The sequence below is a fragment of the Morganella sp. GD04133 genome (assembly GCF_029835375.1).
In the GTDB taxonomy this organism is placed as follows: Bacteria; Pseudomonadota; Gammaproteobacteria; order Enterobacterales; family Enterobacteriaceae; genus Morganella; species Morganella morganii_B.
The window spans coordinates 15355-35234 of the sequence record NZ_JAODZS010000018.1; the positions used below are offsets into that span (position 1 = coordinate 15355).

The window sequence follows — 19880 nt, forward strand, 5'->3', positions numbered from 1 at the left end:
ACAATTTTAACAATAAGAAGACAAATGTATGTTTAAGCTTAGATTAGGGAAGGAAATACCGAAAGGATAAAACACTGATTATTACACTTTATGTGATGTAATAGTGAAATTTTTTTGTTCAGAAACAATTTACTGGTAAAAATACGGGAGGTTTTTGCCTCCCGCAGCGAAAAAAGGTGATCTAGAAGTTATATTTTATGCTGTAAACCACAGCCTGCTGGTAAAAATCCTCACCCAGTTTGTTATCCGCATAGCGGTACTGAATGCCGGTTGTCACTGACGGAACCGGTGTCCACCATAAGGCCAGGGCACCGTTGACGCCGTCACGCCCGCCGTTGCCGTAACGGTCGTTACGGTTAAGTTCGATTTCGTTCCAGTTGGTGATACTGAATTTTTCATTCCACAGGTTAAAGTCATAACCGGCAACCCAGCCGAGAACATAACCGTTGTTACCGCTGTAGAACGTCTGATCAACATAGTGCAGGGCAGCAAACGGTTTGAACCATAAGCCGTGGAAATCGGTGTTATAACCGATACCGTACAGGGTATTCACTTCATGGAAGTTACCGCCGTTCCCCGGCAGGGAATAGGTACCGTAGACATGACCGTAGGCGTTAAAACCGGTATCACCCAGGTAGATACGCGCTGTGGTTTTGAAGGTATAACGCTGGTTATCACCGGCATCAGAATCGTTTTTACTGTTAAACGCATTCTCAAGATCGAAGAAACCATAGAGTTCACCCCAGCTGAAACCGGCGCCGCCCTCAAGCTCCAGATACACAAAGTCATCCTTGTGTGTGCTGTTACCACTCTTGTGAGTGGTATGCGGGGTCCAGTCCAGATAGTTCATGCTGACGTTAGCGAATCCCCACTGATATTCAGCCTGCGCAGAAAACGCGGCGGTTGCAGCAATCAGGGCTGCAATAGTCGTTTTTTTCATAATTTATTAGCTGTTTATTTGGTCGTTAAAGAGTAAAGAAGTCAGAAGTCACTGCGCGAATATAGGGTGAAGGCACGAAAAGGAAAATGGGTGATGTGATGTATTTGTGGTTTTGAATGTAATTTCAGGAAATAAATTATAAAAATTGTGACTTATATCTAAAATCAGGAATAAAAAAAGCCGGTTAAAACCGGCTTTATAAACTTTTGATTGAATTTTTTCTGATATTCGTAGCAGCCGGTCAGGCCAGTTTATCGCGGCGGAGCGCACAATAATCGAGCAGCCCGCCAAGGAACAGCCCGGCAATACCGATATTCAGGCCGTAAATAAACAGGTCGCCTTTCAGCGTGTCCGGAATAAAGCCCGGTGTCAGTTCAAACACGCCGGTCAGCAGCAGGATCAGGCTGGCTGTAAACAGAACTGCCGTGATACCGAGCAGTGACATTGCTGTCCGGTAGCCGTTACGGAAATGCCGCCGCGGCAGGAATTGTTCTGTTTTCTGAGTGTAGAGCAGCGTTTTGCGGCACAACATCAGCAGCAACAGACCGGGAACCGCAGCAACCACGGTGAACAGATAGAACCAGCTCCAGCCGTAGACTTCCACCATCCAGCCGGCAAACGGACCGGTATAGACACGACCGACGGCAGATAAGGCTGACAACAGCGCAAACTGTGTGGCGGAGAATGACCGGTTACAGAGAGTCATCAGCAGAGCGACAAAGGCTGCCGTGCCCATCCCGCCGCAGATATTTTCGATAAATACCACGCTGCCCATCATATAGATATTCTGGGGGGTGACGGAAAGCACCCAGTAGCCGATGTTGGAAACCCCCTGCAGGAGCCCGAAAAACATCAGGGACTTAAACAGGCTCCAGCGCTGCATCAGATAACCGCCGTACAGCGCCCCGACAATCGTGGCGGCCAGTCCCAGGGTCTTGTTGATAAGACCCACTTCATCCGGGCCGAACCCGGCCCCCCGGATCAGGAACGGTGTACTCAGTGTCAGGGCGAAGGCATCCCCCATCTTATAAAGGACAATCAGCAGTAACAGCAGCCAGGTGTTATTGCGGGAGAAAAACTCTGCAAGCGGCTCCCGGACAGCCTCACGCAGTGTGCGCGGCGGCGGGGCATCGGTTTCCGGCTCTTTCGCTCTCAGCGTGGCAAACACACCAATCAGCATCATTCCTGCCATCAGCAGGTACATATTCTGCCAGCCGGTATAGCGGTGGGCAATAAACAGCGCCAGACCGCCGGAGAGCAGCATGGCCAGCCGGTAACCTAAGGTTGATATTGCCGCGCCGGTGCCGCGATCTTTCGCGGACAGTAAATCGGTTTTATAGGCATCAAAAATGATGTCCTGTGAGGCCGAGCAAAAAGCAACAATTGCGGCGGCGGCAGCCAGCCACCAGAGGTGCTCTGTCGGTTTCAGCATCCCCATACCGGCAATACTGACGACCAGCAGGAGCTGTGTGGTTATCATCCAGCCGCGGCGCCGTCCGAGGAACGGCAGCTGGTAGCGGTCCATAAACGGTGCCCACAGGAATTTAAACACATAGGCCTGGCTGACAAGCGTAAAAAAACCGATGGTTTTGATATCGACGTTTTCGACGGTGATCCAGGCCTGGAGTGTGCCGCTGGTCAGCGCCAGCGGCAGTCCGGATGCAAAACCGAGCAATAAAAGAATACGGGCATTACGCTGGCTGTATGTCGCCCAAATACTCCGGAGCATAATTATCCTCACACGCCGCAGGCGCGGCGTATTGACAGTGACTGAAAACAGCAGGCCGCCCGGCGTTATCCGGCGGCGGGCAGCCCGGCAGATTAGTTGCGGGCGTTCTGCTTAATGAACTGACTGATTTGGGTATCCTGAGCCATATCCGCGACGATATCGCTGAGTGCGCGGTTAAAGGCATCCGTGATTTTCTCGTTGCTGGCGCTTAACGGACCCTGCACATTATAGCTGGTACGGAATGTCCGGCTCTTTGTGCTGTTATTCTGTGCGGTGGCGAGAACAGTAATATCAATATTCACGGTAATGTTATGACGCAGGCTGCCTTCCTGCACATCCGCCTTAAAGGTATTGATGGAAATCTGCACATTGGCATTTGCCGGTGAGCCAATCATAAAACCGCGTGCGGTCATCTGTTTTTCCAGGGTTTCCTGCATCAGGAAACGCAGGTCACGGGACGGACGCAGCTGTGCCAGCTGGCCGTTACGGCTGAATTCGGCCAGGGTCTGTGACGGGCGTTTATCCACACCGGTAATGGAGACAGTAGCGGCACCGAGCGTCGGATCCGCAGACGGTAATTTCATCACCGGTTCAATTGACAGGGTGTTGGACGGTGCCTGGCACCCTGCCAGTAAGATCAGTGCGAACAGCGGAAAGAGGTATTTTTTCAACATAATAGGGATCCGTTACAAGTTGTTGAAGTCAGTCACCGCACCGGATAAACGCCGGGGCGTGAGTGTTCGGCTTAGTGCATGATGATAATCGGCTTTATCCGTGAATGGTATGGATTTTGATAAAAAACTCACTACACTGGGCTTTCTCTGAAAGCCAGTATTGACCGGAAGGATAGTTATGTCGGCATCATTTCCTGCTGTAATGCAGCAGCGTATTGAAGAAAAACTGAATCATGCACTCGCGCCTCTTTATATCAGTGTGGTGAATGAGAGTGGTCAGCACAATGTTCCGGCGGGATCGGAAACCCATTTTAAGGTGGTGGTGGTCAGTGATACCTTTGCGGGTATGCGTCCGGTGGCTCGTCACCGTCATATGTACACCCTGCTGGCCGGTGAACTGGCGGACGGGGTTCACGCGCTGGCGCTGCATACCTATACCCCGGATGAGTGGGATAACAGTCAGGGCACGGTGAATCCGTCCCCGCGCTGTCACGGTGGCGGAAAGTAAGCCGCCTGTTGGGTAAAAAAGCAGCGTACAGCACAAAATTTAACAGAAAAAGAGCGAAATTCAGACTCTTTTGTCTGCACTTCTCGACGCGGCCGGTCAGCATCGCTATAATGTCGCGTCTGAAATTCCGTATGGTTTCGGGACGCTTCTGAATATAAGGGAACTCGGTTTTTAAATGCGACCGCCCCGGTTCATTATCGTTTCACACAGGCATCGGGCCGGTGTGAGATATGGAGTTGACCGAGCAATAGACTTTTTTGAGGTAATAAGATGCAAGTTTCTGTTGAAACGACTGAAGGCCTTGGGCGTCGTGTATTAATCACCGTTCCTGCAGCCGATATTGACAAAGAAGTAACTAAGCAATTAGCTGAAATCGCCAAAAAAGCACGTATCGATGGTTTCCGTAAAGGTAAAGTGCCGCACAACATCATCAAACAGCGTTACGGCGATGTGGCAGTTCAGGATGCACTGAGCGACCTGATGTCACGTAACTTTGTCAGCGCTATCATCGAAAACAAAATCAACCCTGTCGGCGCGCCTGACTACAAAGTTGATGAGCCGTACAAAGAAGGTCAGGATTTCACTTACACTGTTGAGTTTGAAGTCTTCCCTGAAATTGAGCTGAAAGGTCTGGAAACAATCGAAGTTGAAAAACCGGTTGTTGAAGTCAAAGACGAAGACATCGACGGCATGGTTGAAACTCTGCGCAAACAGCAGGCTGAGTGGAAAGTGATTGAAGGCGCAGCGAAAGCTGACGATCGCATCACTATCGACTTCACTGGTTCTGTTGACGGCGAAGAGTTCGAAGGCGGCAAATCGTCTGATTTCGTCCTGGTCATGGGCCAGAACCGTATGATCCCGGGCTTCGAAGACGGTATCGTGGGTCACAAAGCCGGTGAAGAATTCGACATCGAAGTGACATTCCCGGAAGATTACCACGCTGAAAACCTGAAAGGGAAAGCAGCGAAATTCGCTATCAGCCTGAAAAAAGTGGAAGAGCGCGAACTGCCGGAAATGACTGAAGAGTTCATCAAACGTTTCGGTATCGGCGACGGTTCCGAGGCAGGTCTGAAAGCGGAAATCCGCAAAAATATGGAACGCGAACTGAAAAACGCAGTACGCAACCGTATCAAATCCCAGGTTATCGACGGTCTGCTGAAAGCAAACGAAATCGATGTACCGAAAGCAGCGGTTGACAGCGAAATCGAAGAACTGCGCCGTCAGGCGGCACAGCGTTTCGGCGGCTCTGAAAAACAGGCGATGGAACTCCCGCGTGAACTGTTTGAAGCGCAGGCTAAGCGCCGTGTAATGGTTGGTCTGCTGTTAGGCGAAGTGATTTCTTCTAACGAACTGAAAGCTGAAGATGATCGCGTTAATGCCCTGATCGAAGAAATGGCATCAGCGTACGAAGATCCGGCTGAAGTTGTAGCATACTACAGCAAAAACAAGCAGATGATGGATGGTATCCGTAATCTGGCACTGGAAGAGCAGGCTGTTGAAACTGTTCTGGCGAAAGCAAAAGTGACAGATAAAGAAACCGGTTTCACTGATCTGATGAATCAGGTTCAGGCAGCAGGTTAATCCGCTCTCTTTGTGAACAGCTGAAGGCTGTTTATCTGATGAAAACCGCAGGCAATGTGTATTGTCTGCGGTTTTTTTGTCATTTCTGACAATATTCCTTGAAAACAACGGTGGTTATCCCCCATATTTGCCATACAGGGTCTCTGCGGACAGTATATGCTGCTTATATGACCGGATCGCGTATAGCGCATGGTCATCTCACCGGATCTCAAGTAAAATGACCGGTATCCGCCAGGCACCAATAAAATTCAATCAGGAGATGGACATGTCATATCACGACAATCAGGATACTTTCGCACCCAACATGGCGCTGGTGCCGATGGTTATCGAGCAGACTTCACGCGGTGAACGCTCCTACGATATCTATTCCCGTTTATTAAAAGACCGTATTATCTTTTTAACCGGCCAGGTTGAAGATCATATGGCAAACCTGATCGTGGCACAGTTACTCTTCCTGGAAGCTGAGAACCCGGAAAAAGACATCAGTCTTTATATCAACTCACCGGGCGGCGTGATCACCGCCGGGATGTCTATTTATGACACCATGCAGTTTATCAAACCGCAGGTCAGCACTATCTGCGTAGGCCAGGCCTGCTCAATGGGTGCTTTCTTACTGACGGCAGGTGCGCCGGGCAAACGTTACTGTCTGCCGAACTCCCGGGTGATGATTCACCAGCCGCTGGGCGGCTATCAGGGGCAAGCGACTGATATTGAAATTCATGCTCAGGAAATTCTGAAAGTGAAAGCGCGCATGAATGATTTATTAGCTCACCATACCGGTAAATCCGTTGAGGAAATTCAGCGTGATACCGAGCGTGACCGCTTCCTGTCCGCGAAAGAAGCACAGGAATACGGTCTGGTTGACCATATTTACACACACCGGTAAGTAACACCGGTACTGCCCGTATCCTGCCGGGCGGCAGGGTACTGCGGTGCTGTGACATTTTTTTGCAGCTCACAGGCGGTGAGCTGTTCTGATTAAGTGAGGTTTACTGATGACAGACAAACGCAAAGACGGTTCAGGAAAGCTGCTGTACTGCTCTTTCTGCGGAAAAAGTCAGCATGAGGTTAAGAAACTGATTGCCGGCCCGTCAGTGTATATCTGTGATGAATGCGTTGATTTATGCAACGATATTATCCGTGAAGAAATTAAAGATCTGATCCCGGCCCGTGGCAGTGAACGCAGTGAACTGCCGACGCCTCATGAAATTCGTCAGCACCTCGATGACTATGTCATTGGTCAGGAACTGGCTAAAAAAGTGCTGGCAGTCGCGGTATACAACCACTACAAACGTCTGCGCAACGGCGATAAAACCGCTGACGGCGTGGAACTGGGTAAAAGTAATATCCTGCTGATCGGCCCGACCGGCAGCGGTAAAACGCTGCTGGCTGAAACGCTGGCCCGCTACCTGGATGTGCCGTTCACCATGGCGGATGCCACCACACTGACCGAAGCCGGTTATGTCGGCGAGGACGTGGAAAACATCATTCAGAAGCTTTTACAGAAATGCGACTATGATGTGGAGAAAGCACAGCGCGGTATCGTCTATATTGATGAAATCGATAAAATCTCCCGTAAATCAGATAACCCGTCGATTACCCGTGATGTGTCCGGTGAAGGCGTTCAGCAGGCACTGCTGAAACTGGTTGAAGGCACGATTGCCGCTGTTCCGCCGCAGGGCGGGCGCAAACATCCGCAGCAGGAATTTTTACAGGTTGATACCTCGAAAATTCTGTTTATCTGCGGCGGGGCATTTGCCGGTCTGGATAAAGTGGTCGGTCAGCGTCTGAACACCCGTTCCGGTATCGGTTTCGGTGCGGAAGTGCGCGGCGAGAAAGACAAAGCGACAGAAGGCGAATTACTGGCTCAGGTTGAACCGGAAGATCTGATCAAATTTGGTCTGATCCCTGAATTTATCGGTCGTCTGCCTGTGGTGGCAACGCTCGGTGAGCTGAGTGAAGATGCGTTGATTCAGATCCTTCAGGAGCCGAAAAATGCGCTGACAAAACAGTATCAGGCGCTGTTCAGCATTGAAGATGTTGAACTGGAGTTCCGCCGTGAAGCACTGGTTGCCATTGCGAAAAAAGCAATGAACCGTAAAACCGGTGCCCGTGGTCTGCGTTCTATCGTTGAGGCTGCGCTGCTCAACACGATGTATGATTTACCGTCGATGGAAAATGTCGAAAAAGTGGTTATCGATGAGAACGTGATAACCAATCAGACCGAACCGATGCTGATTTACCGCAAACCGGAAGCTCAGGTTTCCGGCGAGTAACGGAAAGTTAGCGCAGTTGTTATCAGTATTAACCAAATGAGGGAATTTTCCCTCATTTTGCTTTTCTTACTAAATAAAGTGTTGAATGTGAGAAATGCATCCCCATATATTGATTATTCTATGGAGTGGAACCCGTGATAACGCGTTTCACGACGTTCCCAACAAGGCGTAAGCTAAACGAAGAGAGTGCTCTATGAATCCTGAGCGTGCTGAACGCATTGAAATCCCGGTACTGCCTTTGCGCGATGTGGTGGTCTACCCCCACATGGTTATTCCTTTATTTGTCGGACGCGAAAAATCTATCCATTGTCTGGAAACAGCGATGGATATGGATAAAAAAGTGCTGCTGGTCGCACAAAAAGAAGCGTCAACGGATGAGCCGGGCGTCAATGATTTATTTTCCGTCGGGACAGTCGCGTCTGTATTACAGATGCTGAAACTGCCGGACGGTACCGTCAAAGTGCTGGTCGAAGGCCTGCAACGTGCGCATATCAAAACATTAAGTGACAACGGCGATTTCTTCTCTGCCCAGGCAGAGCTGATGGAATCCCCTGTTGTGGACGAGCGCGAGCAGGAAGTCCTGCTGCGTACGGCGATCAACCAGTTTGAAGGCTATATCAAACTGAATAAGAAGATCCCGCCGGAAGTCCTGACCTCCCTGCATAATATCGACGATGTCGCCAAACTGGCTGACACTATCGCTTCTCATATGACACTGAAATTACAGGACAAACAGTCTGTCCTGGAAATGTCAGATGTGGTTGAGCGTCTCGAATATCTGATGGCGATGATGGAATCGGAAATCGACCTGTTACAGGTTGAGAAACGTATCCGTAACCGCGTCAAAAAGCAGATGGAAAAAAGCCAGCGCGAGTACTATCTCAATGAGCAGATGAAAGCTATCCAGAAAGAACTGGGTGAGATGGACGATGCGCCGGATGAAGCGGAAGCGCTGAAACGCAAAATTGAAGAAGCGCAGATGCCGAAAGAGGCGAAAGAAAAAGCCGAAGCGGAATTACAGAAACTGAAAATGATGTCCCCGATGTCTGCGGAAGCCACGGTTGTCCGCAGCTATATCGACTGGATGGTTCAGGTTCCGTGGGTTAAGCGCAGCAAGGTGAAAAAAGATCTGCTTAAAGCGCAGGAAATCCTCGACAGTGACCATTACGGCCTGGAGCGGGTGAAAGAGCGTATCCTTGAATATCTGGCGGTACAGAGCCGTGTCAGCAAAATCAAGGGACCTATCCTGTGTCTCGTCGGACCGCCGGGGGTAGGTAAAACCTCACTGGGGCAGTCCATTGCCCGTGCAACCGGCCGTAAATATGTCCGTATGGCGCTGGGCGGCGTGCGTGATGAAGCGGAAATTCGCGGTCACCGCCGTACTTACATCGGTTCTATGCCGGGTAAACTGATCCAGAAAATGGCAAAAGTCGGCGTGAAAAACCCGCTGTTCCTGCTGGATGAAATCGACAAAATGTCATCGGATATGCGCGGTGATCCGGCTTCCGCGCTGCTTGAGGTGCTGGATCCGGAACAGAATATCGCGTTTAACGATCACTACCTGGAAGTGGATTACGATCTGTCCGATGTGATGTTTGTCGCGACATCCAACTCCATGAATATTCCGGCACCGCTGCTGGATCGTATGGAAGTGATCCGTCTGTCCGGTTACACGGAAGATGAGAAACTTAACATTGCCAAGCGTCACCTGCTGCCGAAGCAGATTGAACGCAACGCACTGAAGAAAACTGAGCTGCATATTGATGACAGCGCGATCCTCGGCATCATCCGTTATTACACCCGGGAAGCGGGTGTGCGCGGACTGGAGCGTGAAATCTCCAAACTGTGCCGTAAAGCGGTGAAACAGCTGCTGATGGATAAGACACTGAAACACATCGAGATTAATCAGGATAACCTGAAAGATTACCTCGGTGTGCAGAAAGTGGATTACGGTCGTGCTGATACTGAAAACCGCGTGGGCCAGGTGACCGGTCTGGCGTGGACTGAAGTCGGTGGTGATCTGCTGACCATCGAAACCGCAGCCGTTCCGGGTAAAGGAAAACTTTCCTACACCGGTTCACTGGGTGAAGTGATGCAGGAATCTATTCAGGCGGCGTTAACGGTGGTGCGTGCCCGTGCGGATAAATTAGGGATCAACAATGATTTCTATGAAAAGCGTGACATTCACGTCCACGTTCCGGAAGGTGCAACACCAAAAGACGGCCCGAGTGCCGGTACCGCAATGTGTACCGCACTGGTTTCCGCGCTGACCGGTAACCCGGTGCGGGCGGATGTGGCGATGACCGGGGAAATTACCCTGCGTGGTCTGGTGCTGCCAATCGGTGGTCTGAAAGAAAAACTGCTGGCAGCACATCGCGGCGGCATTAAGACTGTTCTGATTCCGGACGAAAACCGCCGTGATCTGGAAGAAATTCCGGATAACGTAAAAGCGGATCTGGATATTCATCCGGTTAAAACGATAGATGAAGTTCTTTCACTTGCCCTGGTTAATCCTGCTTTCGGTATGGAAGTGGTAAGTAAAAAAGCGTAGGAAATAGTGACCTGCGTCAAGAAGTTCAGATAAATAAAGGGCTGACAGGGACTTTAGGACTTGTCAGCCTTTTTTTGTCCCGCTAATTTAGCGAACATTCTTACGCAACATGCGAAGTCAGCAATCTTGCCAAGAGCGAAAAGGCTTGATATAACGGCTGTGGCTGTCAGGAACATACTTCGTAAATCCGGGCCGAAAATTCTGAAAGGGGATGATAATAGTGAATAAGTCACAATTGGTCGATAAAATTGCTGCAGACGCTAATATTTCTAAAGCTGCGGCTGGTCGCGCGTTAGATGCAATTATTGGTTCAGTAACCGATTCTCTGAAAGGCGGGGATGACGTGGCTCTGGTTGGTTTCGGTACTTTCACTGTTCGTGAGCGTGCAGCACGTACAGGCCGTAACCCGCAGACCGGTAAAGAGATCAAAATCGCCGCTGCGAAAGTCCCGGCTTTCCGTGCAGGTAAAGGTCTTAAAGACGCAGTAAACGGCTGAGTTTTTCCTCAGGCTCCGGGATATTTACCTGTCCCGGGCACGAAAACTGTATAAAGCCAGACAGGAAGCGCATCTGAATGATGCGCTTTTTTTTGTTTTAGGGCATAATTTCCCCTGACCTGATTTTTCTTTTACCAAAGCGGAGTTTGGATTTCTTATGATGGAAAACCTGCGCACAGCGGCGAACAACCCTGTGATTAAAATTGTCTTCGCCATCATTATCCTGTCATTTATTCTGACAGGTGTGGGTGGTTACCTCGTCAGCGGTTCTAACTATGCTGCCAAAGTGAACGATACAGAAATATCGGTCCAGCAGTTAGAGCGCGCCTTCCAGGAAGAGCGTAACCGCCAGCAGGCTCAGCTCGGTGACCTGTTCTCGCAGTTAGTCAGTACAGAACAGGGTGTTAAACAGATCCGTTCTCAGGCACTGAACCAGATGATTGATACCATTCTGCTGGAACAGTACGCTCAAAAATTAGGTATCACTGTCAGCGATGAGCAGATCATTAACGCCATTCGTCAGGAACCTGATTTCAGGGTTAACGGTCAGTTCAGCCAGGACGCTTACGGCACATTCCTGTCCCGTAACGGTATCACCGGTGACGCTTATGCCGCCTACCTGCGCAAGCAGATGATTCAGGCGCAGCTTGTTCAGCCGTTTGTCCGTGATTCGTTTGTGCTGGATTCCGAAGTGACCGACGCGGCAGCGATTTTACTCCAGTCACGGACTATCCGTACCGCGACACTTGATCTGGCGTCCGCTCAGGCAAAACAGACGGTAACCGATGAAGAGTTACAGGCTTATTACGCGAAGAATAAAAACAATTTCATCGCGCCGCAGGCGTTAAAAATCAGTTTTGTTGAGCTGGATGCCGCGAATATTCAGGACAACACTGAGGTCACTGAAGAGCAGATTCAGGACTACTACGATAAAAATACCCCGCGTTTTACCGTGCCGGCTAAAGGCGAATACAGCCAGATCACCCTGGCCACGGAAGATGATGCCAAAGCGGTACTGAATGAACTGAAAAACGGGGCGGATTTCAAAACCCTGGCGAAAGAAAAATCCACCGACAAACTGACAGCCCGTAACGGCGGTGTGATCGGCTGGATGGAAGACGCTGCGCTTGTCCCTGAAATCAAAGGTGCCGGGCTGACAGCTGCCGGTCAGCTTTCAGACGTTCTGAAAGTAGATAATGGCTACGCGATTTTCCGTCTGGATGTGTATGAGCCGGAAACCGTCAAACCACTGGCGGATGTGAAAGAAGAAGCCACCCGTCTGGCCAAAGGCGAAGCAGCCAGCAAAGCCTTTTTTGATCTCCAGCAGAAAGCCAGTGAAGCTGCTGCCAACGATAACGAATCCCTGATGGGGGTTGAGCAGGCAACCGGCGTTAAAGCCGTTCAGACTGACTGGTTCGCCCTCGGCAGCCTGCCGGATGCGGTCAACTATCCGGAAGTGTTAAAAGCATTAACAGAAAATAAACTGTTTGATGAGAAAGGGCCGTCCGGCGATAACTCGGATATCATCACCGTTTCCGGTGACCGTGCCTTTGTGATCCGTGTTGATGAGTACCGCCCGGAAGCAGTGGAATCCTTTGATAAAGTGAAATCAGACATTGATGCACTGGTTAAACGTAACAAAGCCGAAGCCGCGCTGAATGCGGAAGCGGAGAAACTGCTGACGGCACTGAAAGAAGGCAAAGGCGACGCCGCGTTAACAGAAGCCGGTGTGAAATTCGGTGCAGAGCAGACTGTTCAGCGCCTGAATCCGTCAGACCCGGTGATCAATGCAGCCTTTACCCAGCCGCATCCGGCAGACGGTAAACCGACCTACAGCCGCACGATTGACGGTAAAGGCAACATTGTTCTGGTTCAGCTTGATAAAGTGACAGCCGGTGTTGCTACAGATAAAGAAAAAGCGGAGTTGTATGACGTACTGCGTAAGCAGATGGCCGCCACTGACCTGGAATCATTACTGCTGAACCTGCGTGCTAACGCAGATATTGATGTGAGAAATATGGACTAAAATTTTTCGAGCTGTGCCGAAAAATAAAATGTCGTTTTACATCCCCTGAAAGGCTGCGTTCGCAGCCTTTCGCATTTCTGTTCTGAAAATCCCCCGGCAGAAAAAATTTTTGCGACACTCCGTTTCGTGCTAAACACAAAAGGAGAAATAGCATGAAAACAAAATGGACATCTGCATTATTATTAACTTCAGCACTGTTAACCGGCGGTTTTTTCAGTACATCCGCACTGGCTCAGGCGGCACAACCGGCCGAAAGTACGCAGGTTCAGCCGTCCGTCTCACAGGAAAACCGTATCAGTATTAATACCGCGACAGCGGAAGAGCTGGCACGGGAACTCAGTGGTGTCGGGCCGAAAAAAGCACAGCGGATTGTGGAGTACCGCACGGAAAACGGGCCATTTACTTCTGCAGAACAACTGAAGGATGTATATGGTATTGGTGAACGTATTTTTACGATGAACAGTGATAAAATAGCATTGTAATATCAGCAGAGGCTGATTTCCCTTCCCCGGGCTGACGGGGAAGGGAATACCGGAAACAGAAGTAAAGGGAGAGATATTATGAGCACCACAATTAAAGTGATTGGCTACCATATTGATGCCTTCGGACATGTTAACAATGCGCGTTATCTGGAGTTTCTGGAGGCCGCCCGCTGGGACTGGCTGGAAAGCTACGATGCTTACCGCTGGTTTAAACAGATGGATATCGCCGTGGTGGTGGTGAATATCAATATTAACTACCGGCTGCCGGTGTATGTGGGAGAGCGGCTGGTGATAGACAGCTATTTACAGCACGCGGGGCAGAAAAGCGGTATTCTCAAACAGATTATTACCCGTCAGGAAGATAAGCAGGTTGTGGCGGATGCGGAAGTGACCTTTGTCTTTGTAAATATGAAAACCGGTAAAGCGATCCCGATTGAAGGGGAAATCCGCGATAAATTTGAGTTGCTGGCGGCACCGAAAGAAAGTTGATCACCGCCAGTACAGAAAAACGCCCGGCAGGGTGCCGGGCGTAACAGGTGCTTATTGCAGGCCGGTGATTTTTTTCATGGCGGCCATAACAGCGCTGCGGTCAGCAAGATAGTTGTCCAGCCCGTTGCGGCGCAGATGGCAGGCCGCGCATTCCCCGCAGCCATCCCCCTGAATACCGTTATAGCAGGTCAGTGTTTCTGTGCGGACGGTATCCAGCTGTCCGTAATAATCAGCCAGCGCCCAGGTCTGTGCTTTATCCAGCCACATCAGCGGGGTTTCAAAGCGGATATCACGGGCAAGACCGGCGTTAACCGCGTTGTTCAGTGCTTTGACAAAATCGTCCCGGCAATCCGGATAACCGGAAAAATCAGTTTCACAGACACCGGTGATAATCGCTTCGGCATTGACCTGATAGGCATAAATCGCCGTCAGAGTGAGAAACAGGATATTACGGCCGGGGACAAAGGTATTCGGGATATCACTTTGTTCACTTTCACTGAATCCCGGAACCGGAATGTTATCACGGGTCAGACTGCTGACCGCCAGTTCATTCAGCAGAGAGACATCCAGCACCTTATGTGCCGCCGCACCCAGTTGCAGACTGAGTTTACGGGCGACATCTATTTCCTGACTATGGCGCTGTCCGTAATCAAACGTCACACAATGCACTTCATCATAGTTACGTAGTGCCTGAATCAGGCAGGTTGTGGAGTCCTGCCCGCCACTGAATACGACCACAGCACGTTTCATCGCTAAACCTCATTATAAAAAGATAAGGTTTATGGTAACGGCTGCATCACCATTTGGGTAGTGTTGCCTGTGCGTCAGTCAGATCACCGATATTGTCCGCCACCCACTGCGGGTTGTAATAGGTGTCCGGATAGCGTTCGCCGCTGTCGCAAATCAGTGTCACAATGGAACCGCTCTGTTGCTGTTCATGCATCTGCTTTGCCAGTTGCAGGGCACCCCAGACATTGGTGCCGGTGGAGGCTCCGGTACGGCGGCCGAGCAGTTTTTCCAGCCAGTAAAGGGTTGCGATACTGCACTGGTCACTGACTTTGATCACATCATCAATGACGCCCGGGATAAAGGACGGTTCCGCACGCGGACGACCGATACCCTCAATCTTACTGCCGGTATCGCAGCGCAGATGTGAGCATTTCTGATGATAGCAGTCATGAAAAACGGAGTTTTCAGGATCAACAACAACCAGTTTTGTGTCATGCCCCTGGTAGCGGATAAACCGGCCGAGGGTGGCTGACGTACCGCCGGTGCCCGCACTCATCACAATGTAACGCGGCACCGGATGGGCTTCCCGCGACATCTGACGGTAAATACTTTCGGCGATATTGTTGTTGCCGCGCCAGTCAGTGGCACGCTCGGCATAGGTAAACTGATCCATATAGTGTCCGCCGGTTTCGCGGGCCAGACGCTCGGATTCCGCGTAAATCTGTGCGCTGCTGTCCACAAAGTGGCACTGTCCGCCGTAGAACTCAATTTGTTCAATTTTGCGGCGTGCAGTACAGCGCGGCATCACGGCGATAAACGGCAGGCCGAGAAGACGGGCGAAGTAAGCTTCCGAGACAGCGGTGCTGCCGGAAGACGCTTCAATCACCGGCGTGCCTTCACGGATCCAGCCGTTACACAGGCCGTACAGGAAAAGCGAACGCGCCAGACGGTGTTTCAGACTGCCGGTCGGATGAGTACTTTCATCTTTGAGATATAATGAAACCCCCGGGTAAACGGGTAATTCCAGCGGGATCAGGTGGGTGTCGGCACTGCGCTGATAATCGGCCTGAATGGCATTAATGGCGGATGTGGTCCATTGGGTTGTCATGTAGTATCTCCTCACGGTCTGTTGATGCATCTTAGCAATTCTGTGAGAGAAAAGGCTTTTTCTATTTTCTGTATCATGCATGATATGGAGAAATTTATTCTCTCTGGTGGCGATATGTTAGATAAAACAGACCGTAAATTGTTACAACTCTTGCAGGAAGATGCGTCATTATCACTGAACACCCTGTCCGAAGCGGTGAACCTGACATCCACACCCTGCTGGAAACGGCTGAAACGGCTGGAGGATGAAGGGTATATCCGCAAACGTGTGGCGCTGCTGGACCCGGAAAAACTCGGGCTGGGACTGACCGTGATCGTCATGATCAAGACACAGCACCACAGCAGCGAGTGGTATACTCAGTTTGTGGAATTTGTGCAGCAGATGCCTGATGTGGTGGAATTTTACCGGATGGCCGGGGAATTTGATTACATGTTGCAGGTCGAAGTGGTGGACATGAAATGTTTCGATCATTTCTACAAAAAACTGGTTAACGGTGTGCCCGGTTTAATTGATGTGACTTCCAATTTTGCGATGGAGCGCATAAAGTACACCACCGCGTTGCCGATTCCGGAAAAATGCAAAGCGGACTGATTATTAACCTGAGATTTAACCTGAGATGTTATACGGGATCCTGTGAGATTATTTGCCCAATTAAAATGGTATTTCCTCAGTGAATGGCGGCGCTATACCGGTGCGGTCACTTTTCTGATCATTATCGCGGTGTTACAGATCCTGCCGCCGCGTTTTGTCGGCATCATTGTTGACGGCGTGACCAAAGAGACGATGACCACCTCAGCGTTGTGGGGCTGGGTCGGTGTGATGCTGCTTATCGCGCTGGTGATTTATATCCTGCGCTATATCTGGCGGGTCTGGCTATTCGGTGCTTCCTACAAGCTGGCGGTGCGTCTGCGGCAGGATTTTTACCGGCAGTTCAGCCGCCAGTCACCGGCCTTTTATCATCGTTACCGGACCGGTGACCTGATCGCCCGCAGTACCAATGACGTGGACAAAGTGGTGTTTGCCGCCGGCGAGGGCGTGCTGACACTGGTGGATTCTTTTGTCATGGGACTGGTGGTGCTGCTGACGATGAGTATTGAGATCAGCTGGCAGCTGACCCTCCTTTCCCTGCTGCCGATGCCGTTGATGGCCCTGGCAATCAAACGTTACGGGCAGCAGCTGCATCAGCGTTTTAAAACAGCGCAGGGCGCTTTCTCCTCTCTGAATAATCACGCACAGGAAAGTCTCAGCAGTATCCGGATGATTAAAGCGTTTGGCCTGGAAGATCACCAGTCTTCCCGGTTTGAATCCGTTGCGGCAGAAGCCGGACGCAAAAATATGCATGTGGCACAGATAGATGCCCGTTTCGACCCGACCATTATAATGGCGATCGGGATGTCAAATCTGCTCGCGGTTGCCGGCGGCAGCTGGATGGTGATGCAGGGCACACTGACACTCGGCGGGCTGACCAGCTTTATTATGTATCTCGGGCTGATGATCTGGCCGATGCTGGCATTAGCCTGGATGTTTAACATTGTCGAGCGCGGCAGCGCGGCCTACAGCCGGATCCAATCCCTTCTGGAAACCCCGCCGGTACTGGCGGACGGCACTGAATCCCCGAAACCGGGGCGCGGGGAGCTGTCAGTGGCAGTGGATAAATTCTGTTATCCGGAAAGCCGCCGGGCGGTTCTGCATGATATCCGTTTTACCCTCAGACCGGGCCGGTTGCTCGGGTTGTGCGGCCCGACCGGCTGCGGAAAATCCACGCTGCTGGCACTGATCCAGCGTCATTATGATGTGACAGCGGGAAATATCTGTTTTCAGGGCAAACCGCTGCAGGAACTGACCTTCGACGGTTGGCATGCCCGGCTGGCGGTGGTGAACCAGACGCCGTTTCTGTTCTCCGATACTATCGCCAACAATATTGCGCTGGGTCGGCCCGGGGCGACACAGGACGAAATTGAACACGCGGCCCGGCTCGCCAGTGTCCATGATGATATTGAACGATTGCCGCTCGGTTATGAGACTCAGGCCGGTGAGCGGGGCGTGATGTTGTCCGGCGGGCAAAAACAGCGGATCTCCATTGCCCGCGCTTTGCTGATGGATGCCGAGATCCTGATCCTCGATGATGCACTTTCCGCAGTGGACGGGCAGACGGAATACCGGATCCTGCAGAATCTGCGGCACTGGGGGGAAGGCCGTACGGTGATTATCAGTGCGCACCGGCTTTCGGCGCTGACGGAAGCCGACAATATTCTTGTGCTGCAACAGGGCGGTATCAGTGCGCAGGGGCGTCATCAGGAACTGATTAATCAGAACGGATGGTATCGCGAAATGTATCATTATCAGCAGTTAGAGGCCGCGCTCGATGAGTGAACAGACCCGCCCGGAAACGGCAAAAAACCTGTGGCCGTCGCTGAAACGTCTGCTCGGCTATGGCCGTAACTACCGCCGCCCGATGGCGGTCGCCATTGTGATGCTGTGGCTGACTGCCATTGCGGAAGTGGCGGCACCGGTTCTGGTGAGTTATTTTATCGACAATATGGTGGCAAAAAACCAGATTGTCCTGCCGGTGACATTGCTGCTGGTGGCCGGGTTTATCGCCTTACAGATTGCCGCGTCGCTGCTGCACTATTTTCAGCTTATCTATTTCAATCAGGCCGCTGTCGGCGTGGTACAGACACTGCGCGCTGATGTGATGGATGCCGCGCTGCGCCAGCCGCTGAGTGCCTTTGATACTCAGCCGGTCGGGCAGTTGATCTCCCGTGTTACCAATGATACGGAGATGATCAAAGACCTGTTTGTTAACGTGTTGCCGACACTGTTCCGCAGCGTGGCGCTGATTGTGGTGATGCTGATCGCCATGTATTCGCTGGAGTGGCGGATGGCGCTGGTGGCAACCGCCATGTTCCCGGCGGTGATGCTGGTGATGTGGATCTATCAGCGGCTGAGTACGCCGATTGTGCGCCGGGTGCGCAGCTATCTGGCGGATATTAATGATGGTTTCCATGAAATTATCAGCGGCATGACGGTGATTCAGCAGTTTCGCCAGCAGGCGCGTTTCGGGGAGCGGATGTTTGCCGCCAACCGCCGCCACTATGAGGTCAGAATGGCGGCACTGCGGCTGGACGGCATTTTGCTGCGTCCGCTGCTGAGCCTGTTTTCAGCAGCGATCCTTTGCGGCCTGATGCTGCTGTTCGGGATCGGGGGCACCGGTGTTATCGGCGTCGGGGTGCTGTACGCCTTTATCACCTACCTCGGGCGGCTGAATGAACCACTGATCACGCTGACATCCCAGCAGTCTGTTTTACAGCAGGCAGTGATTTCCGGTGAGCGTGTTTTTGAGCTGATGGACAGCCCGCAGCAGAAATACGGGGCGGATGATCAGCCGCTGACCAGCGGCAGTATTCGTGTATCACACCTGACATTTGCCTATCAGCCGGGAAAACCGGTGTTGCGTGATATCAGCATTGATGTGGCGGAGCACAGTTTTATCGCCTTTGTCGGGCACACCGGCAGCGGGAAAAGCACACTGGCAAACCTGCTGATGGGCTACTATCCGTGGCAGGCCGGGGAAATCAGCCTCGGCGGACGTCCGCTGGAACAATTCTCACACAGAGCGCTGCGACAGGGTATTGCAATGGTGCAGCAGGACCCGGTCATTATGGCCGCGTCCTTCCGCGACAATATCACCCTCGGACGGGATATTGATGATGAGCGTATTCACCGGGTGCTGGAGATGGTTCAGCTGAGTGAACATGTCTCACAGCTTGAATACGGCCTGGATACTGAACTGGGCGAGCAGGGTAACACCTTGTCTGACGGGCAGAAACAGCTGCTGGCCATGGCACGGGTGCTGGTGCAGACCCCGAAAATCCTGATCCTGGATGAAGCAACTGCAAATATCGATTCCGGCACCGAGCAGGCGATTCAGAAAGCCTTACAGCTGATCCGCCGTGAAACCACACTGGTGGTGATTGCACACCGGCTGTCCACGATTGTTGATGCGGATACCATTTATGTGCTTAACCGCGGCGAAATGGCGGAATACGGCTCTCACCGGGCGTTACTGGCAGAGAAGGGTCGCTATTACCAGATGTATCAGCTGCAGCAGGTCGGGGAATCACTGAATGCCCCGGAAGAGAACGCTGCCCCTGCACTATAATTGTGAGATCGTTCACATAAACAGGTGCATGGTGCTGTAAAAAAGTGCAATCCCCGCATCACCGGAAAAGGTGTCTGATGAATCAGACACCTTTTTTATTTCTATCCCGTTGTTATCAATAGATTTAAT

17 protein-coding genes are annotated in these 19880 nt (G+C 51.4%); 12 read left to right on the top strand and 5 right to left on the bottom strand.

From position 1 onward, the window contains the following. Positions 1-181: 181 nt before the first annotated feature. The 3 genes from N7387_RS10435 to N7387_RS10445 all read right to left on the bottom strand — a co-directional run bounded on the left by N7387_RS10435 (position 182) and on the right by N7387_RS10445 (position 3343). A complete protein-coding gene (locus N7387_RS10435) occupies positions 182-940 on the bottom strand; it encodes an outer membrane protein OmpK (protein WP_025151748.1) in 759 nt (252 codons plus the stop codon). A gap of 241 nt (positions 941-1181) precedes the next feature. Then, positions 1182-2669 (bottom strand): muropeptide MFS transporter AmpG, encoded by a 1488-nt coding sequence (gene ampG / locus N7387_RS10440; RefSeq protein ID WP_274371180.1) that lies wholly within the window; start codon positions 2667-2669, stop codon positions 1182-1184. Positions 2670-2761: 92 nt separating this feature from the next. Further along, a complete protein-coding gene (locus N7387_RS10445; protein WP_025151746.1) occupies positions 2762-3343 on the bottom strand; it encodes a YajG family lipoprotein in 582 nt (193 codons plus the stop codon). A 178-nt stretch (positions 3344-3521) separates the two neighbouring features. Between N7387_RS10445 and bolA the strand changes: the two genes are divergently transcribed. The 9 genes from bolA (at position 3522) to N7387_RS10490 (ending at position 13752) form a co-directional block, all read left to right on the top strand. Then, a complete protein-coding gene (gene bolA, locus N7387_RS10450) occupies positions 3522-3851 on the top strand; it encodes a transcriptional regulator BolA (RefSeq protein WP_279798782.1) in 330 nt (109 codons plus the stop codon). 270 nt (positions 3852-4121) lie between these two features. Further along, positions 4122-5432, top strand: coding sequence for a trigger factor (tig, locus tag N7387_RS10455; RefSeq protein ID WP_279798784.1), 1311 nt, complete (start codon positions 4122-4124; stop codon positions 5430-5432). A 265-nt stretch (positions 5433-5697) separates the two neighbouring features. After that, a complete protein-coding gene (clpP, locus tag N7387_RS10460) occupies positions 5698-6318 on the top strand; it encodes an ATP-dependent Clp endopeptidase proteolytic subunit ClpP (protein WP_025151743.1) in 621 nt (206 codons plus the stop codon). Between the two features lie 109 nt (positions 6319-6427). Further along, a complete protein-coding gene (clpX, locus tag N7387_RS10465; protein ID WP_072869489.1) occupies positions 6428-7708 on the top strand; it encodes an ATP-dependent protease ATP-binding subunit ClpX in 1281 nt (426 codons plus the stop codon). 193 nt (positions 7709-7901) lie between these two features. After that, positions 7902-10259: an endopeptidase La gene (lon, locus tag N7387_RS10470; protein WP_262859086.1), complete on the top strand. Its 2358-nt coding sequence runs from the start codon at positions 7902-7904 to the stop codon at positions 10257-10259. Positions 10260-10479: 220 nt separating this feature from the next. After that, positions 10480-10755: a nucleoid-associated protein HU-beta gene (hupB, locus tag N7387_RS10475; RefSeq protein WP_004240390.1), complete on the top strand. Its 276-nt coding sequence runs from the start codon at positions 10480-10482 to the stop codon at positions 10753-10755. Positions 10756-10912: 157 nt separating this feature from the next. After that, positions 10913-12781 (top strand): peptidylprolyl isomerase, encoded by a 1869-nt coding sequence (gene ppiD, locus N7387_RS10480; protein ID WP_279798788.1) that lies wholly within the window; start codon positions 10913-10915, stop codon positions 12779-12781. 152 nt (positions 12782-12933) lie between these two features. Beyond that, positions 12934-13263 (top strand): helix-hairpin-helix domain-containing protein, encoded by a 330-nt coding sequence (locus N7387_RS10485; protein ID WP_025151720.1) that lies wholly within the window; start codon positions 12934-12936, stop codon positions 13261-13263. A 78-nt stretch (positions 13264-13341) separates the two neighbouring features. Next, positions 13342-13752, top strand: a complete 411-nt coding sequence (locus N7387_RS10490; RefSeq protein WP_025151719.1) for a thioesterase family protein — start codon at positions 13342-13344, stop codon at positions 13750-13752. 51 nt (positions 13753-13803) lie between these two features. Here N7387_RS10490 and queC read toward each other — a convergent pair whose 3' ends face one another. Both queC and N7387_RS10500 read right to left on the bottom strand, forming a co-directional pair. Further along, complete coding sequence (gene queC / locus N7387_RS10495) at positions 13804-14502, bottom strand: 7-cyano-7-deazaguanine synthase QueC (RefSeq protein ID WP_274371178.1); 699 nt, start codon at positions 14500-14502, stop codon at positions 13804-13806. Between the two features lie 46 nt (positions 14503-14548). Further along, positions 14549-15589: a PLP-dependent cysteine synthase family protein gene (locus N7387_RS10500; RefSeq protein WP_262859089.1), complete on the bottom strand. Its 1041-nt coding sequence runs from the start codon at positions 15587-15589 to the stop codon at positions 14549-14551. Positions 15590-15703: 114 nt separating this feature from the next. Between N7387_RS10500 and N7387_RS10505 the strand changes: the two genes are divergently transcribed. Genes N7387_RS10505 through N7387_RS10515 form a run of 3 tightly spaced genes read left to right on the top strand, consistent with a single transcriptional unit; the run spans position 15704 to position 19751 of the window. Further along, positions 15704-16180 (top strand): Lrp/AsnC family transcriptional regulator, encoded by a 477-nt coding sequence (locus N7387_RS10505; RefSeq protein ID WP_072869666.1) that lies wholly within the window; start codon positions 15704-15706, stop codon positions 16178-16180. Positions 16181-16222: 42 nt separating this feature from the next. Further along, a complete protein-coding gene (locus tag N7387_RS10510) occupies positions 16223-17962 on the top strand; it encodes a SmdA family multidrug ABC transporter permease/ATP-binding protein (protein WP_279798797.1) in 1740 nt (579 codons plus the stop codon). After that, positions 17955-19751 carry a SmdB family multidrug efflux ABC transporter permease/ATP-binding protein gene (locus N7387_RS10515; RefSeq protein WP_279798799.1) on the top strand — a complete coding sequence of 599 codons (1797 nt, stop codon included), beginning with the start codon at positions 17955-17957 and terminating at the stop codon, positions 19749-19751. Before N7387_RS10510 ends, N7387_RS10515 begins: the two co-directional genes overlap by 8 nt. Positions 19752-19880: the final 129 nt, after the last annotated feature.